We start from the raw sequence: 21,033 nt of genomic DNA, 5'->3' as shown, positions 1-21,033 counted from the left end.
GCAAAGGCCGGAAAAATAAACAGCTGGCCCCCTATAGAAAATGGCCAACGGCGCGATAAGACGAATGACACAAAAAACGTGATAGCACTTTGGTTTTTCTGTCACGGGCAAATGGTAACCTTTACTCGTTCGCACGTCTTTCTGCGACTTGACGTCGCACCAATATGGAGCTTCACCTAAAAATACAGCCATGCCTGCGTGCAAATAAGGTTGAGGGTGATGCGTGGCTGGCGAACCATTCTAATAACTGGGGGATACACAAATGAGCACGAGCATTACGGCGGGCGGCGTCGCCGACCAGCCTGCGTTCCTCTCCAAGGAACGCATCATCGCCAAGCCTGGCTTCAACCGGTGGCTGGTTCCGCCGGCTGCACTGGCTATCCACCTTTGTATCGGCATGGCCTATGGCTTCTCGGTGTTCTGGTTGCCGCTGTCCAAAGCCTTGGGCGTCACCAAGCCTGTGGCCTGCGCACCGGACATGAGCTTCATCTCGCAAGTCTTTTCATCCCAGTGTGACTGGCCGATCTCGATGCTCGGCTGGATCTACACCCTGTTCTTCATCTTCCTGGGCTGCTCGGCAGCCATTTGGGGTGGCTGGCTGGAACACGCCGGGCCGCGCAAGGCTGGCGTTGTATCGGCATTGTGCTGGTGCGGTGGCCTGCTGATTTCCGCGCTGGGTATCTATACCCACCAGATCTGGCTGATGTGGGTCGGTTCCGGGGTCATCGGTGGTATCGGCTTGGGCCTGGGCTACATCTCGCCAGTGTCGACGCTGATCAAGTGGTTCCCGGACAAGCGCGGCATGGCGACCGGCATGGCGATCATGGGCTTTGGCGGCGGTGCGATGGTCGGTGCTCCGCTGGCCGCAGCGCTGATGAGCCACTTCGCCTCGCCGACTGGCGTGGGCGTATGGCAGAGCTTCCTGGTCATGGCCGCGATCTACTTCGTGTTCATGATCGGTGGCGCCTTGTCGTACCGCGTCCCGCCGACCGGCTGGAAGCCTGAAGGCTGGACCCCGGCGCCGAAGAAAGCCGCGAACGCGATGATCACCCATCGCCACGTTCACGTGAACGTCGCCTGGAAAACCCCGCAGTTCCGTCTGGTATGGCTGGTGCTGTGCCTGAACGTATCGGCCGGTATCGGCATCCTGGGCATGGCTTCGCCACTGTTGCAGGAAGTGTTCGGCGGCAAACTGCTCGGCAACGACCTGCCGTTCGGTCAGTTGGACGCTACACAGCTGGGCCAGATCGCGGCCATCGCGGCCGGTTTCACGGGTCTGCTGAGCCTGTTCAACATCGGTGGCCGGTTCTTCTGGGCGTCGTTCTCGGATTACCTGGGCCGCAAAAACACTTATTTCGTGTTCTTCGCCCTGGGCTTTGCCTTGTATGCGCTGATCCCGAACCTGGGGCACCTGGGCAGCGTCGCGCTGTTCGTGGCCGCGTTCTGCATCATCCTGTCGATGTACGGCGGCGGTTTCGCCACCGTGCCGGCCTACCTGGCGGACCTGTTCGGTACGCAAATGGTCGGCGCGATCCACGGTCGCTTGCTGACCGCATGGGCTGCGGCAGGCGTGTTGGGTCCGGTATTGGTCAACTACTTGCGTGAGTATCAATTGAGCATCGGTGTGGAACGTGCCGCGGCCTATGACATCACCTTGTACATCCTTGCCGGCCTGCTGGTATTGGGCTTCCTGTGCAATCTGCTGGTTCGCCCGGTCGCCGACAAGTACTTCATGACCGACGCCGAACTGGCCGCCGAACAGGCGCTGGGTCATGACAAGGGTGCCGACAGCACTACCTCTCTGGAATGGAAAGCCGCACCGGGCACCAAGCCCCTGGCAATCGCCGCCTGGCTGGTGGTGGGCATTCCGTTGGCGTGGGGCGTGTGGGTGACCCTGCAGAAGACCGCGGTGCTGTTCCACTAAAAACTTGCCCTGACCCGTCGGGCCAGGGCAAACCCTGTGGGAGCGGGCTTGCTCGCGAAAGCGGTGGGTCAGTCGGCACTTATGTTGACTGACACGCCCTCTTCGCGAGCAAGCTCGCTCCCACAGTTGTTTTAGGTGAAGGCAAATACTTGTATGCACATGTCTATCGCCGCCGACACGGCGTTCAGCCCGTCAGTGAGTCACCTCTTTTGTTTCTGTTTGCCGCTCGCGCCCCTATAATGGCTGCCTTTTTCGCCCAATGATTTTGCGGAGCTGGTGATGGCCGAACGTAAGGCGTCTGTCGAGCGCGACACTCTGGAAACCCAGATCAAAGCCTCGATCAACCTGGATGGCACCGGAAAGGCCCGATTCGATATCGGCGTGCCTTTTCTTGAGCACATGCTGGACCAGATCGCCCGTCACGGGCTGATCGACCTGGATATCGTCAGCAAGGGCGACCTGCATATCGACGACCACCACACGGTGGAAGACGTTGGCATCACCCTGGGACAAGCTTTTACCAAAGCCATCGGCGACAAAAAAGGCATCCGGCGTTACGGCCATGCCTATGTGCCGCTCGATGAAGCGCTGTCGCGCGTGGTCATCGACTTCTCCGGTCGTCCGGGCCTGCAAATGCATGTGCCGTATACCCGCGCCACCGTAGGCGGCTTCGATGTCGACCTGTTCCAGGAATTTTTCCAGGGCTTCGTCAATCACGCCAACGTGACCTTGCACATCGATAATCTGCGCGGGCACAACACCCATCACCAGATCGAAACCGTGTTCAAGGCGTTCGGCCGCGCGCTGCGCATGGCCGTAGAGCTCGATGACCGCATGGCCGGGCAAATGCCTTCGACCAAGGGCGTTCTGTAATGCAGACGGTTGCGGTGATCGATTACGGCATGGGTAACCTGCACTCGGTGGCCAAGGCCCTCGAGCACGTGGGTGCCGGCAAGGTGCTGATTACCAGCGATGCCGATGTGATTCGCGAAGCTGACCGGGTGGTGTTCCCCGGCGTTGGCGCGATTCGCGATTGCATGGCCGAGATTCGTCGGCTGGGTTTCGACTCGCTGGTGCATGAAGTCAGCCAGGACCGTCCGTTCCTCGGCATTTGCGTGGGCATGCAAGCCTTGCTCGAACGCAGCGAAGAAAACGACGGCGTTGATTGCATCTCCCTGTTCCCGGGCCAGGTGAAGTTTTTCGGCAAGGGCCTGCATGAAGATGGCGAGCACCTGAAAGTCCCGCACATGGGCTGGAATGAAGTGAAGCAGACGGTGGATCACCCGCTGTGGCACAACATTCCGGACCTGGCGCGCTTCTATTTCGTGCACAGCTACTACATCGCGGCCGGCAATGCGCGGCAGGTGGTGGGCAGCGGTCACTATGGCGTCGATTTCGCCGCGGCCCTGGCCGACGGTTCGCGCTTCGCCGTGCAGTTCCACCCCGAGAAGAGCCATACACACGGCTTGCAACTGCTGCAAAACTTCGCGGCGTGGGACGGTCGCTGGTAATGGCTCGCAAGAAACCGCCGATCCTCACCCTCACGCCCGAGCAGGAGAGTGAGGCGAACCGCAAGATCCAGCGGTTCATGGAGGAACGTTTCGAACTGGACCTGGGTTCGTTCGAAGCGGCGGAAATTCTTGACTTGTTTACCCGCGAAATCGCGCCGCACTATTACAACAGGGCGATTTTCGACGTGCAGACGCACCTTAAAGAAAGGTTCGAAAGCATTGAAAGCGACTTGTGGGCGCTCGAGAAAAATTGATTTTCGAGCCAAGCTGAATATTCGTATTTGAAGGTTTGCCAGATGCTGATTATCCCCGCTATCGATCTCAAGGACGGCGCTTGCGTACGTCTGCGCCAGGGCCGCATGGAAGACTCCACGGTGTTTTCCGATGACCCGGTGAGCATGGCCGCCAAGTGGGTGGAGGGCGGCTGCCGTCGCCTGCATCTGGTTGACCTGAACGGCGCCTTTGAAGGGCAACCGGTCAACGGTGAAGTCGTCACGGCCATCGCCAAGCGTTATCCGAACCTGCCGATCCAGATCGGTGGCGGTATTCGCTCGCTGGAAACCATCGAGCACTACGTCAAGGCCGGCGTGAGCTACGTGATCATTGGCACCAAGGCCGTGAAAGAGCCCGAGTTCGTCGCCCAAGCCTGCCGCGCCTTCCCGGGCAAGGTCATCGTTGGTCTCGATGCGAAGGACGGTTTCGTCGCCACCGACGGCTGGGCTGAAGTCAGCACCGTTCAGGTGATCGACCTGGCCAAGCGTTTCGAGGCCGACGGCGTGTCTGCCATCGTCTACACCGACATCGCCAAGGACGGCATGATGCAGGGCTGCAACGTTCCGTTCACCGCCGCCCTGGCCGCCGCCACGAAGATCCCGGTCATCGCTTCCGGCGGTATCCACAACCTGGGTGACATCAAGGCGCTGCTCGACGCCAGGGCCCCGGGCATCATTGGTGCGATCACCGGTCGCGCGATCTACGAAGGCACCCTGGACGTCGCCGAGGCCCAGGCCTTCTGCGATTCCTACAAAGGCTGAGGACTCACCATGGCGCTGGCCAAACGCATCATCCCTTGCCTGGACGTGGACAACGGCCGGGTGGTCAAGGGTGTGAAGTTCGAGAACATCCGTGACGCCGGCGATCCGGTGGAGATCGCCCGTCGCTACGACGAGCAGGGCGCGGACGAGATTACCTTCCTCGACATCACGGCCAGCGTCGACGGCCGTGATACCACGCTGCATACCGTCGAGCGCATGGCCAGCCAGGTGTTCATCCCGCTGACTGTGGGCGGTGGCGTGCGCACCGTGCAGGACATCCGCAACCTGCTCAACGCCGGTGCGGACAAGGTCTCCATCAACACCGCGGCGGTGTTCAACCCCGAGTTCGTCGGCGAAGCGGCCCAGCACTTCGGCTCGCAATGCATTGTGGTGGCCATCGATGCGAAGAAGGTTTCCGGACCGGGCGAAACCCCGCGCTGGGAAATCTTCACCCACGGCGGCCGCAAGCCCACGGGCCTCGACGCTGTTGAATGGGCGAAGAAGATGGAAGGCCTGGGCGCCGGTGAAATCCTGCTCACCAGCATGGACCAGGACGGCATGAAAAACGGTTTCGACCTGGGCGTCACTCGCGCCATCAGCGATGCGCTGGGCATCCCGGTCATCGCCTCCGGCGGCGTCGGCAACCTGCAGCATTTGGCCGACGGGATTATCGAAGGCCACGCCAGCGCGGTCCTGGCGGCGAGCATCTTCCACTTCGGCGAATACACCGTGCCGGAAGCCAAGGCCTACATGGCTCATCGCGGTATCTGCGTTCGCTGACCGCTGGACACCATGGCGGGCCCAAGGCACTCTTGGGCACACCATGGATTGCGGTAGCCCGACATGCTCAAACGCCTCGTTCTCGCCTTCGCCGGTGCCTCGTTGCTGCTCGCTGGCGCCGCCCGCGCCGCTGATACATCGCTGGTGTTGCTGACGGAAAACTTCCCGCCATACAACATGGCCAAGAACGGCAAGAACTTCGCCCAGGACGAAAACATCCATGGCATCGCCGTGGACATCGTCCGCGAGATATTCAAGCGCGCCGACATCACCTACAGCCTGACGCTGCGTTTCCCCTGGGAGCGGATCTACAAGCTCGCCCTGGAAAACCCCGGCTATGGCGTTTTCGTGATGGCCCGATTGCCAGAGCGCGAGAAACTCTTCAAATGGGTTGGCCCCATTGGTCCGGACGATTGGGTCATGCTGGCCAAGGCCGACAGCCAGATTTCCCTCGATTCGCTGGAGCAGGCGCGCAGATTCAAGATCGGCGCCTACAAGGGCGACGCGATTGCCGAGACATTGGCTAAGCAGGGATTGAAGCCGATTGTCGTGCTACGCGACCAGGACAATGCGAAGAAGCTGGTCAATGGCCAGATCGACCTCTGGGCAACCGGTGACCCGGCCGGACGTTACCTGGCGCGTCAGGAAGGGGTGAGTGACCTCAAGACGGTGCTGCGATTCAACAGCGCCGAGCTGTACCTGGCGCTGAACAAGGACGTGCCCGACGACGTGGTCGCTCGCCTTCAAACGGCCCTGGATGCGCTGCGCAAGGAAGGTGCAGTGGATGCGATCATGGCGCGGTATCTCTGAGCGCTGGATCGGTACTAGATACACAAACCTGTGGGAGCGGGCTTGCCCGCGAAAGCGGTGGGTCAGCTTGCAGAAATATTGAATGTGCCGCCGTCATCGCGAGCAGGCTCGCTCCCACAGGGGATCTGCTGTGAACACAAATCTTGCGCCCGATGCAGAACTACTGTGGGAGCGGGCTTGCCCGCGAAAGCGGTGGGTCAGCTTGCAGAGATATTGAATGTGCCGCCGTCATCGCGAGCAGGCTCGCTCCCACAGGGGATCTGCTGTGAACACAAATCTTGCGCCCGATGCAGAACTACTGTGGGAGCGGGCTTGCCCGCGAAAGCGGTGGGTCAGCTTGCAGAGATATTGAATGTGCCGCCGTCATCGCGAGCAGGCTCGCTCCCACAGGGGATCTGCTGTGAACACAAATCTTGCGCCCGATGCAGAACTACTGTGGGAGCGAGCTTGCTCGCGATGGCGGCGGCATGGTTATCGCGGTCGATAAACCCCATCTTTCCCATGTCCGGCCATCGCCTGATTGCTGCGCAAGCTGATCATCGACTTGATGTCGATCCACTCGACGCCCTGGGCCTTGAGCCGGGGCAGCTCGCGTTCGAGCACCGCGAGGGTTTGCGGGTAGGGATGGCCGATCATCACTGCCGAGCCCTGTCGGCGGGCCAGGTCGATGGCGGTCTGGAGCTGGTGGGCGATGGCGGCTTCGGTGCGTTCGTCATCCAGGAACACATCCCGCGAGACGCTGGCCAGGCCAATCTTCTGCGCCTCGGCGGCGGCGACGGTCTGGGCGCTGGTGCGGCTGTCGACGAAAAACTTGTGGCGCTGCTGCAAATTCGCCATCAGCCACGCCATCGCTTCGGGTTGGGCCGTCATGCGGCTGCCCATGTGGTTGTTGATTCCGCTGGTGTAGGGCACGGCGGCAAACGCGGCGTCGAGGCGCTTGCCCAATTCTTCGATGGACAGTTCCGGATGCCAGGCGAACGGCCCGGTCGCGGGGTCCATGGGCATGTGCAGCATGACCAGTTTGCCGGCGCGATGGGCTTCGCGGGCGAATTCGGCGGCGTGGGGTGTGTCGGGCATGATCGCGGCGGTGACCGGCCCGGGCAGGGCCAGTACTCGTCTGTCCCGGGGCAGGTTTTGCCCCAGGTCATCGATGATCAGGCTCAGGTAAGCCTTGTGCGGCGAGGAGGGTGCGGCGGGCGCCGCGTTAACGGCCCCCGCCAGCAGGCACAACAGGACGAAGGTAAAACGCAGGCCCATCTCAGCGGCCGGACGTGATGTTCAATCCTTTGAGCAAGCTCAAGGCCTGGGCCAACTGGTAATCATCATCCTGCGGCATCGGCTTGGCCTTGGTGCCGGAGCCGGTCGGCTTATCGGCACCGCCGTTGCCATTGCCCAGGTGGCCTTGCAGGTCGGCTTCCTTGAAGTATTCGCTGTCCTGCTCGTTGGTGATCTTGGCCTTGCGCACCTCGATGTCCGGAACGATGCCCTGGGCCTGGATGGAGCGGCCGTTAGGCGTGAAGTACAGCGCGGTGGTGATCTTCAAGGCGCGGTCGTTGTTCAACGGCAAGACAGTTTGCACCGAGCCCTTGCCGAAGCTGGTAGTGCCCATGACCACGCCGCGTTTCTGGTCCTGCAGGGCGCCGGCGACGATTTCCGATGCCGAGGCGCTGCCGCCGTTGATCAGCACCACCAGCGGCACGGCTTCGCTCAGGTCGTTGCCGGTGGCCGAGAAGCGCAGCTCGGAGTTGGCGATGCGGCCCTTGGTGTAGACGATCAGGCCCTTGGTGATGAAGTGATCCACCACTTCCACAGCCGACTGCAATACGCCGCCGGGGTTGTTGCGCAGGTCCAGGACCAGGCCGTTGAGTTTCTTGCCGTTGTCCTTGCGCATCTTGGCCAGGGCCTTGGCGACTTCTTCGCCGGTCTTGACCTGGAATTGAGTGATGCGGATATAGCCATAGCCCGATTCCAGCAGCTGGCTCTTCACGCTCTTGACCTGGATGACTGCTCGGGTCAGGGTCACGTCGAACGGCGTACCGCCGTCTCGCACCAGGGTCAGGGTTATCTTCTGGCCGATCTTGCCGCGCATCTTGTCGACCGCTTCGGTCATGCTCTGGCCGCGGGTCGGCTGGCCGTTGATCTTGACGATGAAGTCGCCCGCCTGGATGCCAGCCTTGGAAGCGGGCGTGTCGTCGATGGGCGATACCACTTTGACGAAGCCGTCTTCGCTGCCGACCTCGATGCCCAGGCCCCCGAACTCGCCGCTGGTGCTTTCCTGCAGCTCGGCAAAATCGTCCGGCCCCAGATAGGCCGAATGCGGGTCAAGGTTGCTGAGCATGCCTTTGATGGCGTTCTCCAGCAGCGTCTTGTCGTCCACCGGTTCCACGTAGGCGGCCTTGATCCGGTCCATGACTTCGGCAAAGGTGCGCAGCTCATCCAGCGGCAGCGGGGCCTTGGTGGTCGCGGCCGAGGCGGCGGGGGCCAACGGGGCCGGGTCGGCGGCGAAAGCCAGCGGCGCACCGATCACGAGGGCGATCGTCAGGGCCAGCGAGGTGAGGCGGGACAAATGCAGCATGTCGAACGAACTCCTTAATAGGATGGGCGCGCTTATCCTTGCGCACGACACCATTGGGCCGGGTCACTGGGGCGACCCTGCTGACGAATAGCGAAATACAGCGCTGGCGTGTCCTGCCCGCCACTGTTACCGACCGTGGAGATGGACTCGCCGGCCTTGACCACATCGCCCGCCGACTTGAGCAGCGTCTGGTTGTGGCCATACAGGCTTAAATAACCGTTGCCGTGATCCAGGATCACCAACAGGCCGGCGCCACGCAACCAGTCGGCGAACACCACGCGCCCGCCATGCACGGCATGCACCTGGCTGCCGGCGGAGGCGCTGATCATCACGCCGTCCCACTTGGTGCGGGTGTCGTCGCCACGGGTTTCACCGAAGCGGGCAAGTAATCGACCATTGACCGGCCATGGAAGTTTGCCTCGGGCTGAGGCAAAAGCACCGCCAAAGGTTTCGCCATCGCTGGAAACCAGTGCGCCAGGACTGGTTTTCGCCGGCTTGCGCGGGGCATCGCCTGCGTCCGCTTCGGCCTGGGCCTCACGCAAACGCTTTTTTTCGGCTTCCTGCTGGGCGATCAGCGCTTTCTGGCGCGCTTCTTCTGCCTCACGAGCCTGGCGGGCCAGGGTTTCCTCGATGGTTTTCAACACGTTTGCCAGCTCAGCCTGATCCTGCTCGCGGGCCTTGAGCTTGCTGTCGCGGGCCTTCACGTCGTCATTGAGCTTGGCCAGCGCCACCTGACGTTCCTTGCGAACCTTTTCGAGTTCGTCGCGCTGGCTGTCGAGGCTGCTTTTCTGCACCAGCAACTGGGCTTGTTGCAGTTCGATGTCTTTTTCGACATTGGCCAGTTGACGCAGGGTTTCGTTGAAGTTCTTGAGCTGTTCCAGGCGGGCCTGGCTCAGGTAATCGTAATAAGTGAGGGTGCGAGCGAATTTCTCGGGATTCTGCTGGTTGAGCAGCAGCTTGAGATACTCCTGGCGGCCGTTCTGGTAGGCGGCCCGGGCCTGGATGGCGATCAGCTTTTGCTGTTCAGTGCGCGCGCCCTGGAGTTTTTTTTTCTCTCCATCGAGCCGCTGCAGCTCGGATTCGCTTTTCTTCAGCTCTTTTTGCAAGGCCTCGACCTGCTTCTCCAGCTTGCCCATCTCGGTTTCGGTGCCGCGCAGGTCTTTCTGTACGCTGGATTTCTCTTCCTGCAACTTGCCCAGCAGCTTTTTCAGCTCGGCAATGTCCTGGCGCGTGGCTTCCAACTGCTGTTGGGTTTGCGCGCGCTCGTCGGCAAAGGCCGGTTGGAGCAGGCAGGTCAGAACGAGGGCTATCAGGACGCGAAGCATAGAGGCGGGCGACACCAGGGAAAGGGACGGCCTAGTATGCCCGCCCCACGCTGCAAAAAAAACGCCCATTTGGGGCTGTGTGATAACTGGCCGGAAAAACACTGCAAACCCCGTGTGGGAGCGGGCTTGCTCGCGAATGCGGCGTGCCAGTCGACAGTTATGTGTCTGATACACCGCATTCGCGAGCAAGCCCGCTCCCACACTCGATTTGCGCTGGTTCAGACCAGAATCGAAGTTCCGGTCATCTCGGCCGGCTTTTCCATCCCCAGCAGCATCAGCATGGTCGGTGCCACGTCAGCCAGCACGCCACCCTCGCGGACCTTGAAGTCGCGCTTGCCGACATAAATGAACGGCACCGGCTCGGTGGTGTGGGCGGTGTGGGCCTGGCCGGTGGATTCGTCGGACATTTGCTCGACGTTGCCGTGGTCAGCCGTGATCAGCGCTTCGCCGCCGACCTTTTCCAGGGCCTCGACGATGCGACCGACGCAGGTGTCCAGGCATTCCACGGCCTTGACCGCCGCGTCGAACACACCGCTATGGCCGACCATGTCGCCATTGGCGTAATTGACCACGATCACGTCGTAACGCTGGTTTTCAATGGCGTCGACGATGCGGTCGGTCACTTCCGGCGCGCTCATCTCAGGCTGCAAGTCGTAGGTAGCGACTTTCGGCGAGGGGATCAGGATGCGTTCTTCGCCCGGGAAAGGTTCTTCGCGGCCACCGGAGAAAAAGAACGTCACGTGGGCATATTTCTCGGTTTCGGCGATACGCAGCTGGGTCTTGCCGTTCTTTGCCAGGTAATCGCCCAGCACGTTGTCCAGGCTGCCGGCGGCGAAGGCCGATGGGGCAGGGATGCTGGCCGCGTATTGGGTCAACATCACGAAGCCGGCGAGTTTCGGTTGGCGCGCGCGGTTGAATTCCTTGAAATCGTCCTCGACAAACACACGGGTCAGCTCGCGGGCACGGTCGGCGCGGAAATTCATGAACACCACCGCGTCGCCGTCTTCGACCTTGACCGGCTCACCGATGGTGGTGGCCTTGACGAATTCGTCGCTTTCGCCGCGTTCGTAGGCGGCTTGCAGGCCTTCCTGGGCGGTGGCCGCATTGAATTCGGCCTGGCCGTCGACGATCAGGTTATAGGCCTGGGACACGCGGTCCCAACGGTTGTCGCGGTCCATGGCGAAATAACGCCCGACGATGCTGGCGATGCGGCCCTTGCCCAGGGCTTGGAATGTGGCATCCAGCAGTTCGATCGATGAGGTGGCGCTTTTAGGAGGCGTGTCGCGGCCATCGAGGAAGGCGTGCAGGTAGATTTTCTCGGCGCCGCGCTTGAAGGCCAGTTCGGCCATGGCAATCAGGTGGTCCTGGTGGCTGTGAACGCCACCGTCGGACAACAGGCCCATGAAGTGCACGGCCTTGCCGGCGGCGACGGCTTTGTCCACGGAGGCGCAGATGGTCGGGTTTTCGAAGAACTCGCCGTCGCGGATCGATTTGGTCACCCGGGTAAAGTCCTGATACACCACGCGGCCTGCGCCGAGGTTCATGTGGCCGACTTCGGAGTTGCCCATCTGGCCGTCCGGCAAGCCGACGTCCATGCCGCTGCCGGAGATCAGGCCGTTCGGCACGGTGGCCCACAAGCGGTCCAGCACGGGCTTGTTGGCCGAATACACAGCGTTGGATTCGTGGCTGTCACTGTGACCGAAGCCGTCGAGAATCATCAGGACCAAAGGTTTAGGCGTGGTAGTCATGGAATCCACTCGTGGCTGGTTGAAAGAAGACGATGGAAAAGGGACGGGCAGTTTAAAGGTAAGTTCCGGTGGCGTCACCGCCGGGCGGGGTTTGGCCGGCCTTGTGTGCTGTGTATACTGGCCGACATTTTAACGCCCTGGAACCTCCTTCGATGGTTGCTCACCTGATTCAATTTGCCACTAACCACTACATTCTCGTCGGTATTTTCGTCGTGCTGCTGGCGTTGCTGGTTGCTCACACGATGCAGGGCGGCGGCCGCAGCCTGAGCACTGGCGAACTGACCGCGCTGGTCAACAAGGACGCCGGCGTGGTGGTGGACATTCGCCCGAGCAAGGATTACGCCGCCGGTCACATTGTCGGGGCGCTGAACATTCCCCAGGACAAACTGATCGCACGGGCCGGTGAACTGGAAAAACACAAGGCCAAGACAGTGATCCTGGTGGACGCCCAAGGCCAGCATGCAGGCACCTTGGCCCGTGAACTGATGAAGTCCGGCTTCACCGCCGCCAAGCTGTCCGGTGGCGTTGCAAGCTGGAAAGCCGACAATCTGCCCCTGGTGAAGTGAAAATGCCCCACGTTGTTGTCTATTCCAGCGATTACTGCCCCTATTGCTCCAGAGCCAAGTTCCTGCTCCAGAACAAAGGCGTGGCTTTCGAAGAGATCAAGGTCGACGGCAAGCCGCAATTGCGCGCCGAAATGACCCAGAAGGCCGGACGTACATCTGTGCCGCAGATCTGGATCGGCAGCACGCACGTGGGCGGCTGCGATGATCTGTTCGCCCTGGAGCGCGCCGGCAAGCTCGACGCGATGCTCAAGGCCTGAATTCCCTACTCAATAGAACCTGAAAGTAAGAAGGATCTGCGATGACTGACCAACAGAACACAGCTGCCAGCGAAGAAGAAGCCGCACCGCAATTCTCCTTGCAGCGTATCTACGTACGTGACCTGTCCTTCGAAGCCCCGAAAAGCCCGGCGATCTTTCGCCAGCAATGGGAGCCGAGCGTAGGCCTGGACCTGAACACTCGCCAGAAAGCCCTGGAAGATGATTTCCACGAAGTGGTGCTGACCCTGTCGGTGACCGTGAAAAACGGTGACGAAGTCGCTTTCATCGCCGAAGTGCAGCAGGCCGGGATCTTCCTGATCAAGAACCTGGACGCGGCTTCGATGAGCCACACCCTGGGCGCGTTCTGCCCGAACATCCTGTTCCCGTATGCCCGCGAGACCCTGGACAGCCTGGTGACCCGCGGTTCGTTCCCGGCCCTGATGCTGGCCCCGGTGAACTTCGACGCCCTGTACGCGCAAGAATTGCAGCGCATGCAGCAGGAAGGCGCTGCGACCGTTCAATAAGTCGACGCAAACCCTGTGGGAGCGGGCTTGCCCGCGAAAGCGGTGTGTCAGGCGACATTGATGTCAACTGACACTCCCTATTCGCGAGCAAGCCCGCTCCCACATTTGTTATGTGGTGTTACTGAAATCCGTTCTGCCGCCACGCCTCGTAGACCGCCACCGCCACCGTGTTGGACAGGTTCAGGCTGCGACAGCCTTCGCGCATCGGCAGGCGCAGGCGTTGCTCGGCGGGCAGGGCGTCCAGCACCTCGGCCGGCAGGCCACGGCTTTCCGGGCCGAACAGGAACGCATCGCCGGCGACGAAACTGGCGTCATGGAATGGCCGCGAGCCCTTGGTGGTGAAAGCAAACAGGCGCGGATGCCCGAGGCTTTCCAGGCAGCTGGCGAGGTCTGCATGACGCTGCAAAGTGGCATACTCGTGGTAGTCGAGTCCGGCACGGCGCAGGCGCTTGTCGTCCATCTCGAAGCCCAGCGGTTCGATCAAATGCAGGTGGCAGCCGCTGTTGGCGCACAACCTGATGACGTTGCCGGTATTGGGCGGTATTTCCGGTTGAAAAAGGATGACGTGAAACATGCACGGCTCCGCAGATAAAGATGAGCGGCATTCTACGCCGCAAACCGATCGGCGTTCGAAGCTAATGCCTCGGGTGATGGGGTCGCTGGCGATCGTAGGCGTGATGGTCGGGCTGATGATTGGGCGCCTGACCACGCCCGAGCCAAACGAATTGCAGCAGATCGAGGTAACGGAAGGCGAGTTGGTGGCCTGGTTCAACAACGAGCCCAAGTTGCATGGGGAGGTCATCGATGGCTCGGTGGCGCTGTTGTTCGACGCGCAGGGCCGGCCGCAGAATGGCCAGCTCAAGGTCAATGGCAAGGATGTGAATTGGCGGGTGCGTTTGAGCGACAAGGGGTTGTTGCTGACATTGGTGGCGGCGCGCCCGTTGCGCGGGGAATGGACCGCCAGTGAGGTCGATGACCGCTGGCGGGTGGAGGTCCGTCTCCAGGAGCAATAAAAGAGGGAATCCCCGGCCTGCCTGTACCAAGGTCCCCAAAACGGGAGGGCGTGCGGCTGGCACTGCCCTGGGTGTAAAGAAGGGAAACCTTGACCTGCCTGTATCAAGGCCCCCAAAACAGTGGGCTCGATGAGCCCGGTATAAAATGGGGAATCCCCGGCCTGCCTGTACCAAGGTCCCCGAAACTGGGTAGTGATTGAGTTATTGCAGGGGGCGTGCCAGTTTTTAATGGTTTGTCACAAAATATCCGCCGACAGTGCGAAAAGCCCCGTATTACGGGGCTTTTGTTTTTATTTGTGCGGTTATTTTCGAACTAGGTCGATTGGTTTTAGCTCATTGTGCATGCGCAATTGCGGTTCGCAGTGCATTGATGCGGTGCATGAAGATCCAATGTGGGAGCGGGCTTGCTCGCGAATGCGGTGGGTCAGTCGATACCAATTTGTCTGATACACCGTTTTCGCGAGCAAGCCCGCTCCCACAAGGGGCGAGGAGCCAAAGGCTGCTCAGCCCTCTTCGCTGTCGTCATCATCCCCACCATCAACCTTCATCCCCAATTCCTTGATCTTGCGAGTCAAGGTATTGCGGCCCCAGCCCAGCAACACGGCGGCGTCGCGGCGGCGGCCGGCGGTGTGCTTGAGGGCGGTTTCGATCATGATCCGCTCGAAACTCGGCACGGCGCTGTCGAGCAGGCTCGATTGACCGCGGGCCAAGGCTTGGTCGGCCCACTGGCGCAGGGCTTGTTCCCAGTTGGTCACCGGTGCCGAATCCTGGGGCAGGCTCAACAACTCCGGCGGCAGGTCGCTGATGTGCACTTCACGACCCGAAGCCATCACCGTGATCCAGCGGCAGGTGTTTTCCAGCTGACGCACGTTGCCCGGCCACGGCAGGTTCTTGAGGTATTCCTCGGTTTCGCTCTTGAGCAGCTTGGGCTCTACCGCCAGTTCCTGGGCCGCGCGGCTGAGGAAGTGACGGGCCAGGGTCGGGATGTCTTCGCGACGGTCCGCCAGGCGCGGGATATGGATGCGGATCACGTTAAGGCGGTGGAACAAGTCTTCACGGAACTTGCCGGCGTGAACCAGGGTTTCCAGATTCTGGTGGGTTGCCGCGATGATGCGCACGTCGACCTTGACCGGTGTATGCCCGCCCACGCGGTAAAACTCGCCGTCCGCCAGCACGCGCAGCAAGCGGGTCTGGGTGTCGGCCGGCATGTCGCCGATTTCATCAAGGAACAACGTGCCGCCGTCGGCCTGTTCAAAACGCCCGCGCCGCAGATTGGCCGCGCCGGTGAACGCGCCTTTTTCGTGACCGAACAGCTCGGACTCCATCAGATCCTTGGGAATCGCCGCCATGTTCAGCGCAATGAACGGCGATGCCGCCCGTGGGCTGTGGCGGTGCAGCGCATGGGCCACCAATTCCTTACCGGTGCCTGACTCGCCGTTGATCAGCACGGTGATGTTGGAATGACTCAGGCGGCCGATGGCGCGAAACACTTCCTGCATCGCCGGCGCTTCGCCGATGATTTCCGGGGTGCGGGCCAGGGCGGGCACTTCCTCCAGACCCTGTTGTTCCTGGGCGTGCTGGTTGGCGCGCTTGACCAGCGAGACCGCCTCATCGACATCGAACGGCTTGGGCAGGTATTCGAAGGCGCCGCCCTGGTACGACGCCACGGCACTGTCCAGGTCGGAATGGGCGGTCATGATGATCACCGGCAAACGCGGATGCTGTTCGCGAATCCGCGCGAGCAGGTCCAGGCCGCTGGCGCCAGGCATGCGGATGTCAGAGATGATGACGTCGGGCTGCTGACGGGCCAGGCGACTCATCACCCCATCGGCGCTGTCGAAGCTCTGGGTGGTCATGCCTTCCTGTTGCAAGGCTTTTTCCAAGACCCATCGGATTGAACGGTCGTCATCGACGATCCACACGGTTTCACTACGGCTCATGTCGATGTGGCTCCTTGTTCCAGTGGCAGGAAGATCGAGAAAGTGGTGTGGCCGGGGTGGCTTTCACATTCGATCAAGCCCTGGTGCTGACTGATGATGTTCTGGGTAATGGCAAGGCCGAGCCCGGTACCGTCCGGGCGGCCACTGACCATGGGAAAGAAAATGGTTTCCTGCAGCTCGGCAGGGATGCCCGGGCCGTTGTCGATGATCTCGATCTTGGTCACCAAGCGATGGCGCACATGGCCGATAGTGAATTGGCGCATGGCGCGGGTGCGCAGGCTGATGCGGCCCAGGCGCAGCTCGTTCTGGCTGCTGATGGCTTGCATCGCGTTGCGCACGATGTTCAGCACGGCCTGGATCATTTGCTCGCGGTCGATCAGCACGTCTGGAATGCTCGGGTCATAGTCGCGCACCAGGGTGATGCAACCCTGGCTTTCCGCTTCCACCAGGCTGCCGACGCGCTCCAGCACTTCATGGACATTGCACATCGCCAGCGACGGCAGCTTGTTCGAACCGAGCATGCGATCCACCAGGTTTCGCAAGCGGTCGGCTTCCTCGATGATGACGTTGGTGTAGTCCTTGAGGCTCTCTTCCGGCAGCTCGCGGGCCAACAGTTGCGCTGCACCGCGAATCCCGCCAAGGGGGTTCTTGATCTCGTGGGCCAGGCCACGCACCAGCATCTTGCTGGTTTCCTGCTTGGATAACTGGGCTTCTTCCTTGGTGATACGCAGCAGGCGATCACGCGGATGAACCTCCAGTAGCAGCAAGGTTGCGCCGTTGTTCAGGATCGGCGTGACCGCATAGTCCACGGTCAGGGTCTGACCGGTCAGGGCGGTCAACATCGCTTCGCGCTTGGTGAACGGATGGGCCTGTTCAACGGCCTGGCGCAAGGAATTGAGCGCTTCGGCGGATTCGGTGAACAACTCGCTGATGAACTGTCCGTGGCTGCGCTGGCCGCTGACGGCCAGGAGCATCTCCGCCGCCGGGTTCATGTACTCGAGGCGCAGTTCGGCATCGAGCAGGATGGTCGCGGTGGTGAGATTGTCGAGTAGCAAGCGGTGTAGTGCGTCGCTAATGGTCATCAGGACCTCTTTTGGAGCGTAACAACGGGGGACGGATCCCCAATTGCGCGCGCGATTAATGCGCTGATGCGAGGAAAATGCAAAAACCAAACCAAGGCTCCGAAAAGAAGCGTTTAGAGCCTCAAAAAGGCGTTATTCGCCCGTTTGCGTGGCGTTTTGCCAGTTTTTACGGGTATTTTCGAACCAAAATGGGTGGGTAAACTGGGAAGGGTGCGATTAGGCGCACCAATATAGTGCGCCAACCTGAACGGTCTTAAAAGAAGGGCAGGATGCTGCTTTTTTCTTCTTCAGGTTTTTCGGCGAGGGGGCATTCCGGGCGCTGGCCGTAATCGGCCAAGGCGCAGGGTTTGACGCGGCGCTTTTGCGCCAGGGACATGCGCTGCATGTGAAACGGCTGGTTGGCGGTACGTTCGACGATGCGGTCTTGCTCATCGAGGATTTCCACCGCCAGATGATGAGTGCCCCGGTCGACATTGCTCAGGGCAAATACCGGGCTCGGCCCCGGCGCGCCGGTCGGCTGGCCGTCGAGCAGCAGGCGATAGCGGTGGCCCTTCTTCAGGCTGGGTTCGCTGGTTGCCGTGACAATCAGCTGTCCTTCGGTGCTGCGTATCGTCGCGTCCGGCTCCGGAATCAATAGCCGGAGCATTTCGTAATGAAACAGCGGCTCGGGTTGGGCTTGGGCGGTGGGTGCCGAGTTTGTGCTGGTGCGCGGCGTCGGCATTCGGTTGCCGGGTGAAAGTTGTATTTTTTTCGCATTGCCGGGGCGCGGCTGGTCGGTGAAGACGCGATTGCCCTGGGCGTCGATGTAGGTATAGACCTGCGCCACCCCAGGCAGCGCGGCCAGCGACAGCGCCAGCGCTAACAGCCAGCGAATCATGGCTGGTGCACCCGTTGGACGGTGAACATAACGGTCTCGCTCTGTTGCACGAGGTTATCCCCATCTATGACCTGGACCGCCAGGCTGTGCTCGCCCCGATCGACATTCACCAGTTGCAGGCGTGGGACATTGGTCGGCTGGCCGTAGGGTTGCCCGTCCAGGAGCAGCCGGAATTGGTGAGGGCTTTGCAGGCGCGGTTGGGTCCGGACACCTACGGTGAAGGTGCCGTTGTTGGCGCGTAGCGCCTCGTCGGTCGGGATGTCCGTCAGTTCCAGTGTCTTGTAGGCGTTGCCCGGCTCGTCCCTGTCCGCAGGGGCTGGCGGAGCGCCCGGTCCGGCGGGAGCCTGGCGCTCAATGCTATTGAGCGGCGGCAGTTCCACCGCCTGGGCCGGTACGCCCTGGGGAGGTTGGTTACTGTAGGCGGTGTTGCCGTCGGCGTCGGTGTACTTGTAGATCTGCGCGCCGGCAGGCAGCGCCAACAGCAGCAACAATGCTGTAAAACCACGACCCATAAAATCGACCGAAAACTAAAAGTGTTGGGTTTCAGCATAGGTCAGGGAGGGGCATTGGCCCAAGTTGTTGCGCGCAACCTCTGTGGGAGCGGGCTTGCTCGCGAAAGCGGTGTGTCAGTCACTTGGATGTTGGCGGTACTGGCCCCTTCGCGAGCAAGCCCGCTCCCACACGGGATATGCGTCGCTTGGCTCAGGCTTTTGGCGCGATGCACAGCTCTGCGGTCGCCCGGATAAGCGCGAGCCGGTGCACGGGGTGCTGCTTGTTATGGTGGGTGGCCTGGGCCAGCCACTGCGGGCATTGTGGGTCGGTGCGGTAGGGGGCGAAGTCGGCCAGTTGCTGCAACAGGCGTTTTTGCAACAGGTCGAGTTTCGGCCGAATCTCTTTCACCAAGTCCGGACGCGGAAGGTCCGGGGCCTTTCCTTCCAGGCTCCAGTCGGACAAGTTGATGTATTGCACCAATTTGTTCGCTTCTATCTGGGCGCTGAAAAACGCTTCCACCGTTTCGCCGCTCAGCTTGTAGTTCGGCGCCTGGGCGACGGCGGCGGCAATGACCTCACGCTCGCGCTGACGATCTTCCACCGGTTTATGGCTGTCCCATTTGCTCAGCGCCACTTGATCGGCGATGGCCAGGCGTTCGCCGATGGCGTTAAGCAGCGGAGTCAGGTCGGCGGGGGCTGGGGAGGCTTGGGCGGTGGCGGCCGACAGCGTGGCGCAGAGCGCAAGGCCGAGTTTGAAGCGCAAAGTCATGGGCAGTCTCGTCTTCGATGGGGGAGCGACTAGCCATCATGCACGTAACCTGCACCCATAAAAAAGGCCTCCCGAAGGAGGCCTCTCTTTATTCACGCCGCGTGTTGCGACGCTACCGGATCAGCAGCTGTAGTACAGCTCGTATTCCAGTGGGTGTACGAAGGTACGAACCTTGATTTCTTCTTCGCTTTTCAGTGCGATGTAAGCGTCGATGAAGTCATCGCTGAATACGCCGCCCTTGGTCAGGAACGCACGGCCCTTGTCCAGCTCTTCCAGGGCTTCTTTCAGGCTGCCACACACCTGTGGAATTTCCTTGGCCTCTTCAGGCGGCAGGTCATACAGGTTTTTGTCGGCAGCATCGCCAGGGTGGATCTTGTTCTGGATACCGTCCAGGCCGGCCATCATCAGTGCAGCGAAGGCCAGGTATGGGTTGGCAGCCGGATCCGGGAAGCGCGCTTCGATACGGCGTGCCTTAGGGCTGTTCACGTAAGGAATACGGATCGAGGCGGAACGGTTGCGAGCCGAGTAGGCCAGCATGACCGGAGCTTCGAAACCTGGTACCAGACGCTTGTAGGAGTTGGTCGACGGGTTGGTGAAGCCGTTCAGGGCCTTACCGTGCTTGATGATACCGCCGATGAAGTACAGGGCGGTGTCCGACAGACCGGCATAGCCTTCGCCGGCGAAGGTGTTCTTGCCGTCTTTGGAAATCGACATGTGGACGTGCATGCCCGAACCGTTGTCGCCGTACAGAGGCTTAGGCATGAAGGTTGCGGTACGACCGTATGCATCGGCAACGTTGTGTACGCAGTACTTCAGGGTCTGGACTTCGTCAGCCTTCTTGACCAGCGTGTTGAATTTCACGCCGATTTCGTTCTGGCCGGCAGTTGCCACTTCGTGGTGGTGAACTTCGACAGTCTGGCCCATCTCTTCCAGTGCGTTGCACATGGAGGTACGGATTTCGTGGTCGTGGTCGAACGGTGGAACTGGGAAGTAGCCGCCTTTCACGCCTGGACGGTGGCCTTTGTTGCCGCCTTCCACGTCCTGGTCGGACATCCACGAACCTTGCTCGGAGAAAATCTTGAACATCGAGCCGGAAATATCGGACTTGAATTTCACTTCGTCGAAGATGAAGAACTCAGGCTCCGGGCCGAAGAAAGCGGTGTCGCCGATACCGGTGGACTTCAGGTATTCCTCGGCACGGTGGGCGATGGCGCGTGGGTCGCGGTCATAGCCTTGCATGGTCGAAGGTTCGATGATGTCGCAGACCAGGATCAGGGTCGGCTCTTCGGTGAACGGGTCCAGGACCGCGGTTTCGTCGTCCGGCATCAGGATCATGTCGGAAGCTTCGATGCCTTTCCAGCCGGAGATGGAGGAGCCGTCGAACATTTTGCCGATTTCAAAGAATTCGTCGTCCAGCGCATCACGGGCCGGCATGGTCACGTGATGTTGAGTACCTTTGGTGTCAGTGAAGCGCAGATCAATCCACTTGACGTCATGATCTTTGATGAGTTGAACCGACTTCGACATATGTCCTCCGGGTGGCTTCGGGCGGGTAGTGGAGTGCCCTTAGATATGGGTGATGCCGGCGCGAATACTCTGCCAAGGCAACCTGCCTCACAAGGGAGCAATTTGCATGCCAGTGCCCCAGCATGGGTTTTTTGCACCAAATCCACGCTTTTGAAGGGCGAAAACCGGGATCGTCGAACAATTACGCACTGCAATGTGGCGTGTCTCGGCGTTAATGACCTGTTTTGGTGCGTGCAAAACCATCTGTACAGAAACTGGTTAAACCTTGAGCAATTTCCGC

At 60.8% G+C, this 21,033-nt stretch carries 22 protein-coding genes; 11 read left to right on the top strand and 11 right to left on the bottom strand.

Annotated elements, in window-relative coordinates; genetic code table 11:
• Positions 1–262: 262 nt before the first annotated feature.
• The 7 genes from AD663_RS26305 to AD663_RS26275 all read left to right on the top strand — a co-directional run bounded on the left by AD663_RS26305 (position 263) and on the right by AD663_RS26275 (position 6,059).
• Entirely contained in the window at positions 263–1,924 is a 1,662-nt protein-coding gene (locus tag AD663_RS26305; protein WP_053214793.1) for an OFA family MFS transporter, read from the top strand.
• Between the two features lie 279 nt (positions 1,925–2,203).
• A complete protein-coding gene (gene hisB / locus AD663_RS26300; protein WP_003186751.1) occupies positions 2,204–2,797 on the top strand; it encodes an imidazoleglycerol-phosphate dehydratase HisB in 594 nt (197 codons plus the stop codon).
• Positions 2,797–3,435 (top strand): imidazole glycerol phosphate synthase subunit HisH, encoded by a 639-nt coding sequence (gene hisH / locus AD663_RS26295; RefSeq protein ID WP_025211340.1) that lies wholly within the window; start codon positions 2,797–2,799, stop codon positions 3,433–3,435. The genes hisB and hisH overlap by 1 nt, the downstream gene beginning before the upstream one ends.
• Positions 3,435–3,689, top strand: coding sequence for a DUF2164 domain-containing protein (locus AD663_RS26290; RefSeq protein ID WP_003186749.1), 255 nt, complete (start codon positions 3,435–3,437; stop codon positions 3,687–3,689). The genes hisH and AD663_RS26290 overlap by 1 nt, the downstream gene beginning before the upstream one ends.
• Positions 3,690–3,731: 42 nt before the next feature.
• Positions 3,732–4,469 carry a 1-(5-phosphoribosyl)-5-[(5-phosphoribosylamino)methylideneamino]imidazole-4-carboxamide isomerase gene (hisA, locus tag AD663_RS26285; protein ID WP_003186748.1) on the top strand — a complete coding sequence of 246 codons (738 nt, stop codon included), beginning with the start codon at positions 3,732–3,734 and terminating at the stop codon, positions 4,467–4,469.
• Positions 4,470–4,478: 9 nt separating this feature from the next.
• Positions 4,479–5,249, top strand: coding sequence for an imidazole glycerol phosphate synthase subunit HisF (gene hisF / locus AD663_RS26280; RefSeq protein WP_003186747.1), 771 nt, complete (start codon positions 4,479–4,481; stop codon positions 5,247–5,249).
• Positions 5,250–5,312: 63 nt separating this feature from the next.
• Positions 5,313–6,059: an ABC transporter substrate-binding protein gene (locus tag AD663_RS26275; RefSeq protein WP_003186745.1), complete on the top strand. Its 747-nt coding sequence runs from the start codon at positions 5,313–5,315 to the stop codon at positions 6,057–6,059.
• 471 nt (positions 6,060–6,530) lie between these two features.
• On the opposite strand, the gene AD663_RS26270 is transcribed toward AD663_RS26275, so the two are convergent.
• The 4 genes from AD663_RS26270 to gpmI form a co-directional block, all read right to left on the bottom strand.
• Positions 6,531–7,316 (bottom strand): divergent polysaccharide deacetylase family protein, encoded by a 786-nt coding sequence (locus AD663_RS26270; protein ID WP_053214792.1) that lies wholly within the window; start codon positions 7,314–7,316, stop codon positions 6,531–6,533.
• Position 7,317: 1 nt separating this feature from the next.
• Positions 7,318–8,634 (bottom strand): S41 family peptidase, encoded by a 1,317-nt coding sequence (locus tag AD663_RS26265; protein WP_053214791.1) that lies wholly within the window; start codon positions 8,632–8,634, stop codon positions 7,318–7,320.
• Between the two features lie 32 nt (positions 8,635–8,666).
• Positions 8,667–9,959, bottom strand: coding sequence for a murein hydrolase activator EnvC (locus AD663_RS26260; protein ID WP_053214790.1), 1,293 nt, complete (start codon positions 9,957–9,959; stop codon positions 8,667–8,669).
• Between the two features lie 218 nt (positions 9,960–10,177).
• Positions 10,178–11,707, bottom strand: a complete 1,530-nt coding sequence (gene gpmI / locus AD663_RS26255; protein WP_003186739.1) for a 2,3-bisphosphoglycerate-independent phosphoglycerate mutase — start codon at positions 11,705–11,707, stop codon at positions 10,178–10,180.
• 152 nt (positions 11,708–11,859) lie between these two features.
• Here gpmI and AD663_RS26250 point away from each other — a divergent pair, with 152 nt between their 5' ends.
• From AD663_RS26250 to secB, 3 genes are read left to right on the top strand one after another with little or no spacing between them, the layout of a single operon-like run.
• Positions 11,860–12,273, top strand: a complete 414-nt coding sequence (locus AD663_RS26250) for a rhodanese-like domain-containing protein (RefSeq protein ID WP_003186738.1) — start codon at positions 11,860–11,862, stop codon at positions 12,271–12,273.
• Positions 12,274–12,275: 2 nt separating this feature from the next.
• Entirely contained in the window at positions 12,276–12,530 is a 255-nt protein-coding gene (grxC, locus tag AD663_RS26245; protein WP_003186737.1) for a glutaredoxin 3, read from the top strand.
• A gap of 41 nt (positions 12,531–12,571) precedes the next feature.
• A complete protein-coding gene (gene secB, locus AD663_RS26240; RefSeq protein ID WP_003186736.1) occupies positions 12,572–13,054 on the top strand; it encodes a protein-export chaperone SecB in 483 nt (160 codons plus the stop codon).
• 118 nt (positions 13,055–13,172) lie between these two features.
• Here the strand turns inward: secB and trmL are convergent, their stop codons facing one another.
• Entirely contained in the window at positions 13,173–13,628 is a 456-nt protein-coding gene (gene trmL, locus AD663_RS26235) for a tRNA (uridine(34)/cytosine(34)/5-carboxymethylaminomethyluridine(34)-2'-O)-methyltransferase TrmL (protein ID WP_003186735.1), read from the bottom strand.
• Between trmL and AD663_RS26230 the strand changes: the two genes are divergently transcribed.
• Positions 13,627–14,067 (top strand): hypothetical protein, encoded by a 441-nt coding sequence (locus tag AD663_RS26230; protein ID WP_003186734.1) that lies wholly within the window; start codon positions 13,627–13,629, stop codon positions 14,065–14,067. The genes trmL and AD663_RS26230 overlap by 2 nt on opposite strands.
• Positions 14,068–14,570: 503 nt before the next feature.
• On the opposite strand, the gene ntrC is transcribed toward AD663_RS26230, so the two are convergent.
• The 6 genes from ntrC to glnA all read right to left on the bottom strand — a co-directional run bounded on the left by ntrC (position 14,571) and on the right by glnA (position 20,753).
• On the bottom strand, positions 14,571–16,007 hold the full coding sequence (ntrC, locus tag AD663_RS26225; protein WP_003186733.1) for a nitrogen regulation protein NR(I): 1,437 nt from the start codon (positions 16,005–16,007) through the stop codon (positions 14,571–14,573).
• Positions 16,004–17,089 carry a nitrogen regulation protein NR(II) gene (glnL, locus tag AD663_RS26220; protein ID WP_003186732.1) on the bottom strand — a complete coding sequence of 362 codons (1,086 nt, stop codon included), beginning with the start codon at positions 17,087–17,089 and terminating at the stop codon, positions 16,004–16,006. The genes ntrC and glnL overlap by 4 nt, the downstream gene beginning before the upstream one ends.
• A 253-nt stretch (positions 17,090–17,342) precedes the next feature.
• The gene (locus AD663_RS26215) at positions 17,343–17,966 is read right to left on the bottom strand and encodes a DUF4124 domain-containing protein (RefSeq protein ID WP_053214789.1); all 624 of its coding nucleotides are present in this window, start codon (positions 17,964–17,966) and stop codon (positions 17,343–17,345) included.
• Positions 17,963–18,478: a DUF4124 domain-containing protein gene (locus tag AD663_RS26210; protein WP_053214788.1), complete on the bottom strand. Its 516-nt coding sequence runs from the start codon at positions 18,476–18,478 to the stop codon at positions 17,963–17,965. The genes AD663_RS26215 and AD663_RS26210 overlap by 4 nt, the downstream gene beginning before the upstream one ends.
• A 190-nt stretch (positions 18,479–18,668) precedes the next feature.
• Positions 18,669–19,226: a chorismate mutase gene (locus AD663_RS26205; RefSeq protein WP_003186729.1), complete on the bottom strand. Its 558-nt coding sequence runs from the start codon at positions 19,224–19,226 to the stop codon at positions 18,669–18,671.
• Positions 19,227–19,346: 120 nt separating this feature from the next.
• Positions 19,347–20,753 carry a glutamate--ammonia ligase gene (gene glnA / locus AD663_RS26200; protein WP_003186728.1) on the bottom strand — a complete coding sequence of 469 codons (1,407 nt, stop codon included), beginning with the start codon at positions 20,751–20,753 and terminating at the stop codon, positions 19,347–19,349.
• Between the last annotated feature and the right edge of the window lie 280 nt (positions 20,754–21,033).

Source organism: Pseudomonas sp. Q12-87 (assembly GCF_001269755.1).
GTDB classification, from domain to species: domain Bacteria; phylum Pseudomonadota; class Gammaproteobacteria; order Pseudomonadales; family Pseudomonadaceae; genus Aquipseudomonas; species Aquipseudomonas fluorescens_S.
Note: the sequence above shows the minus strand (reverse complement) of the source record. Positions and strands in the feature narration are given on the sequence as shown.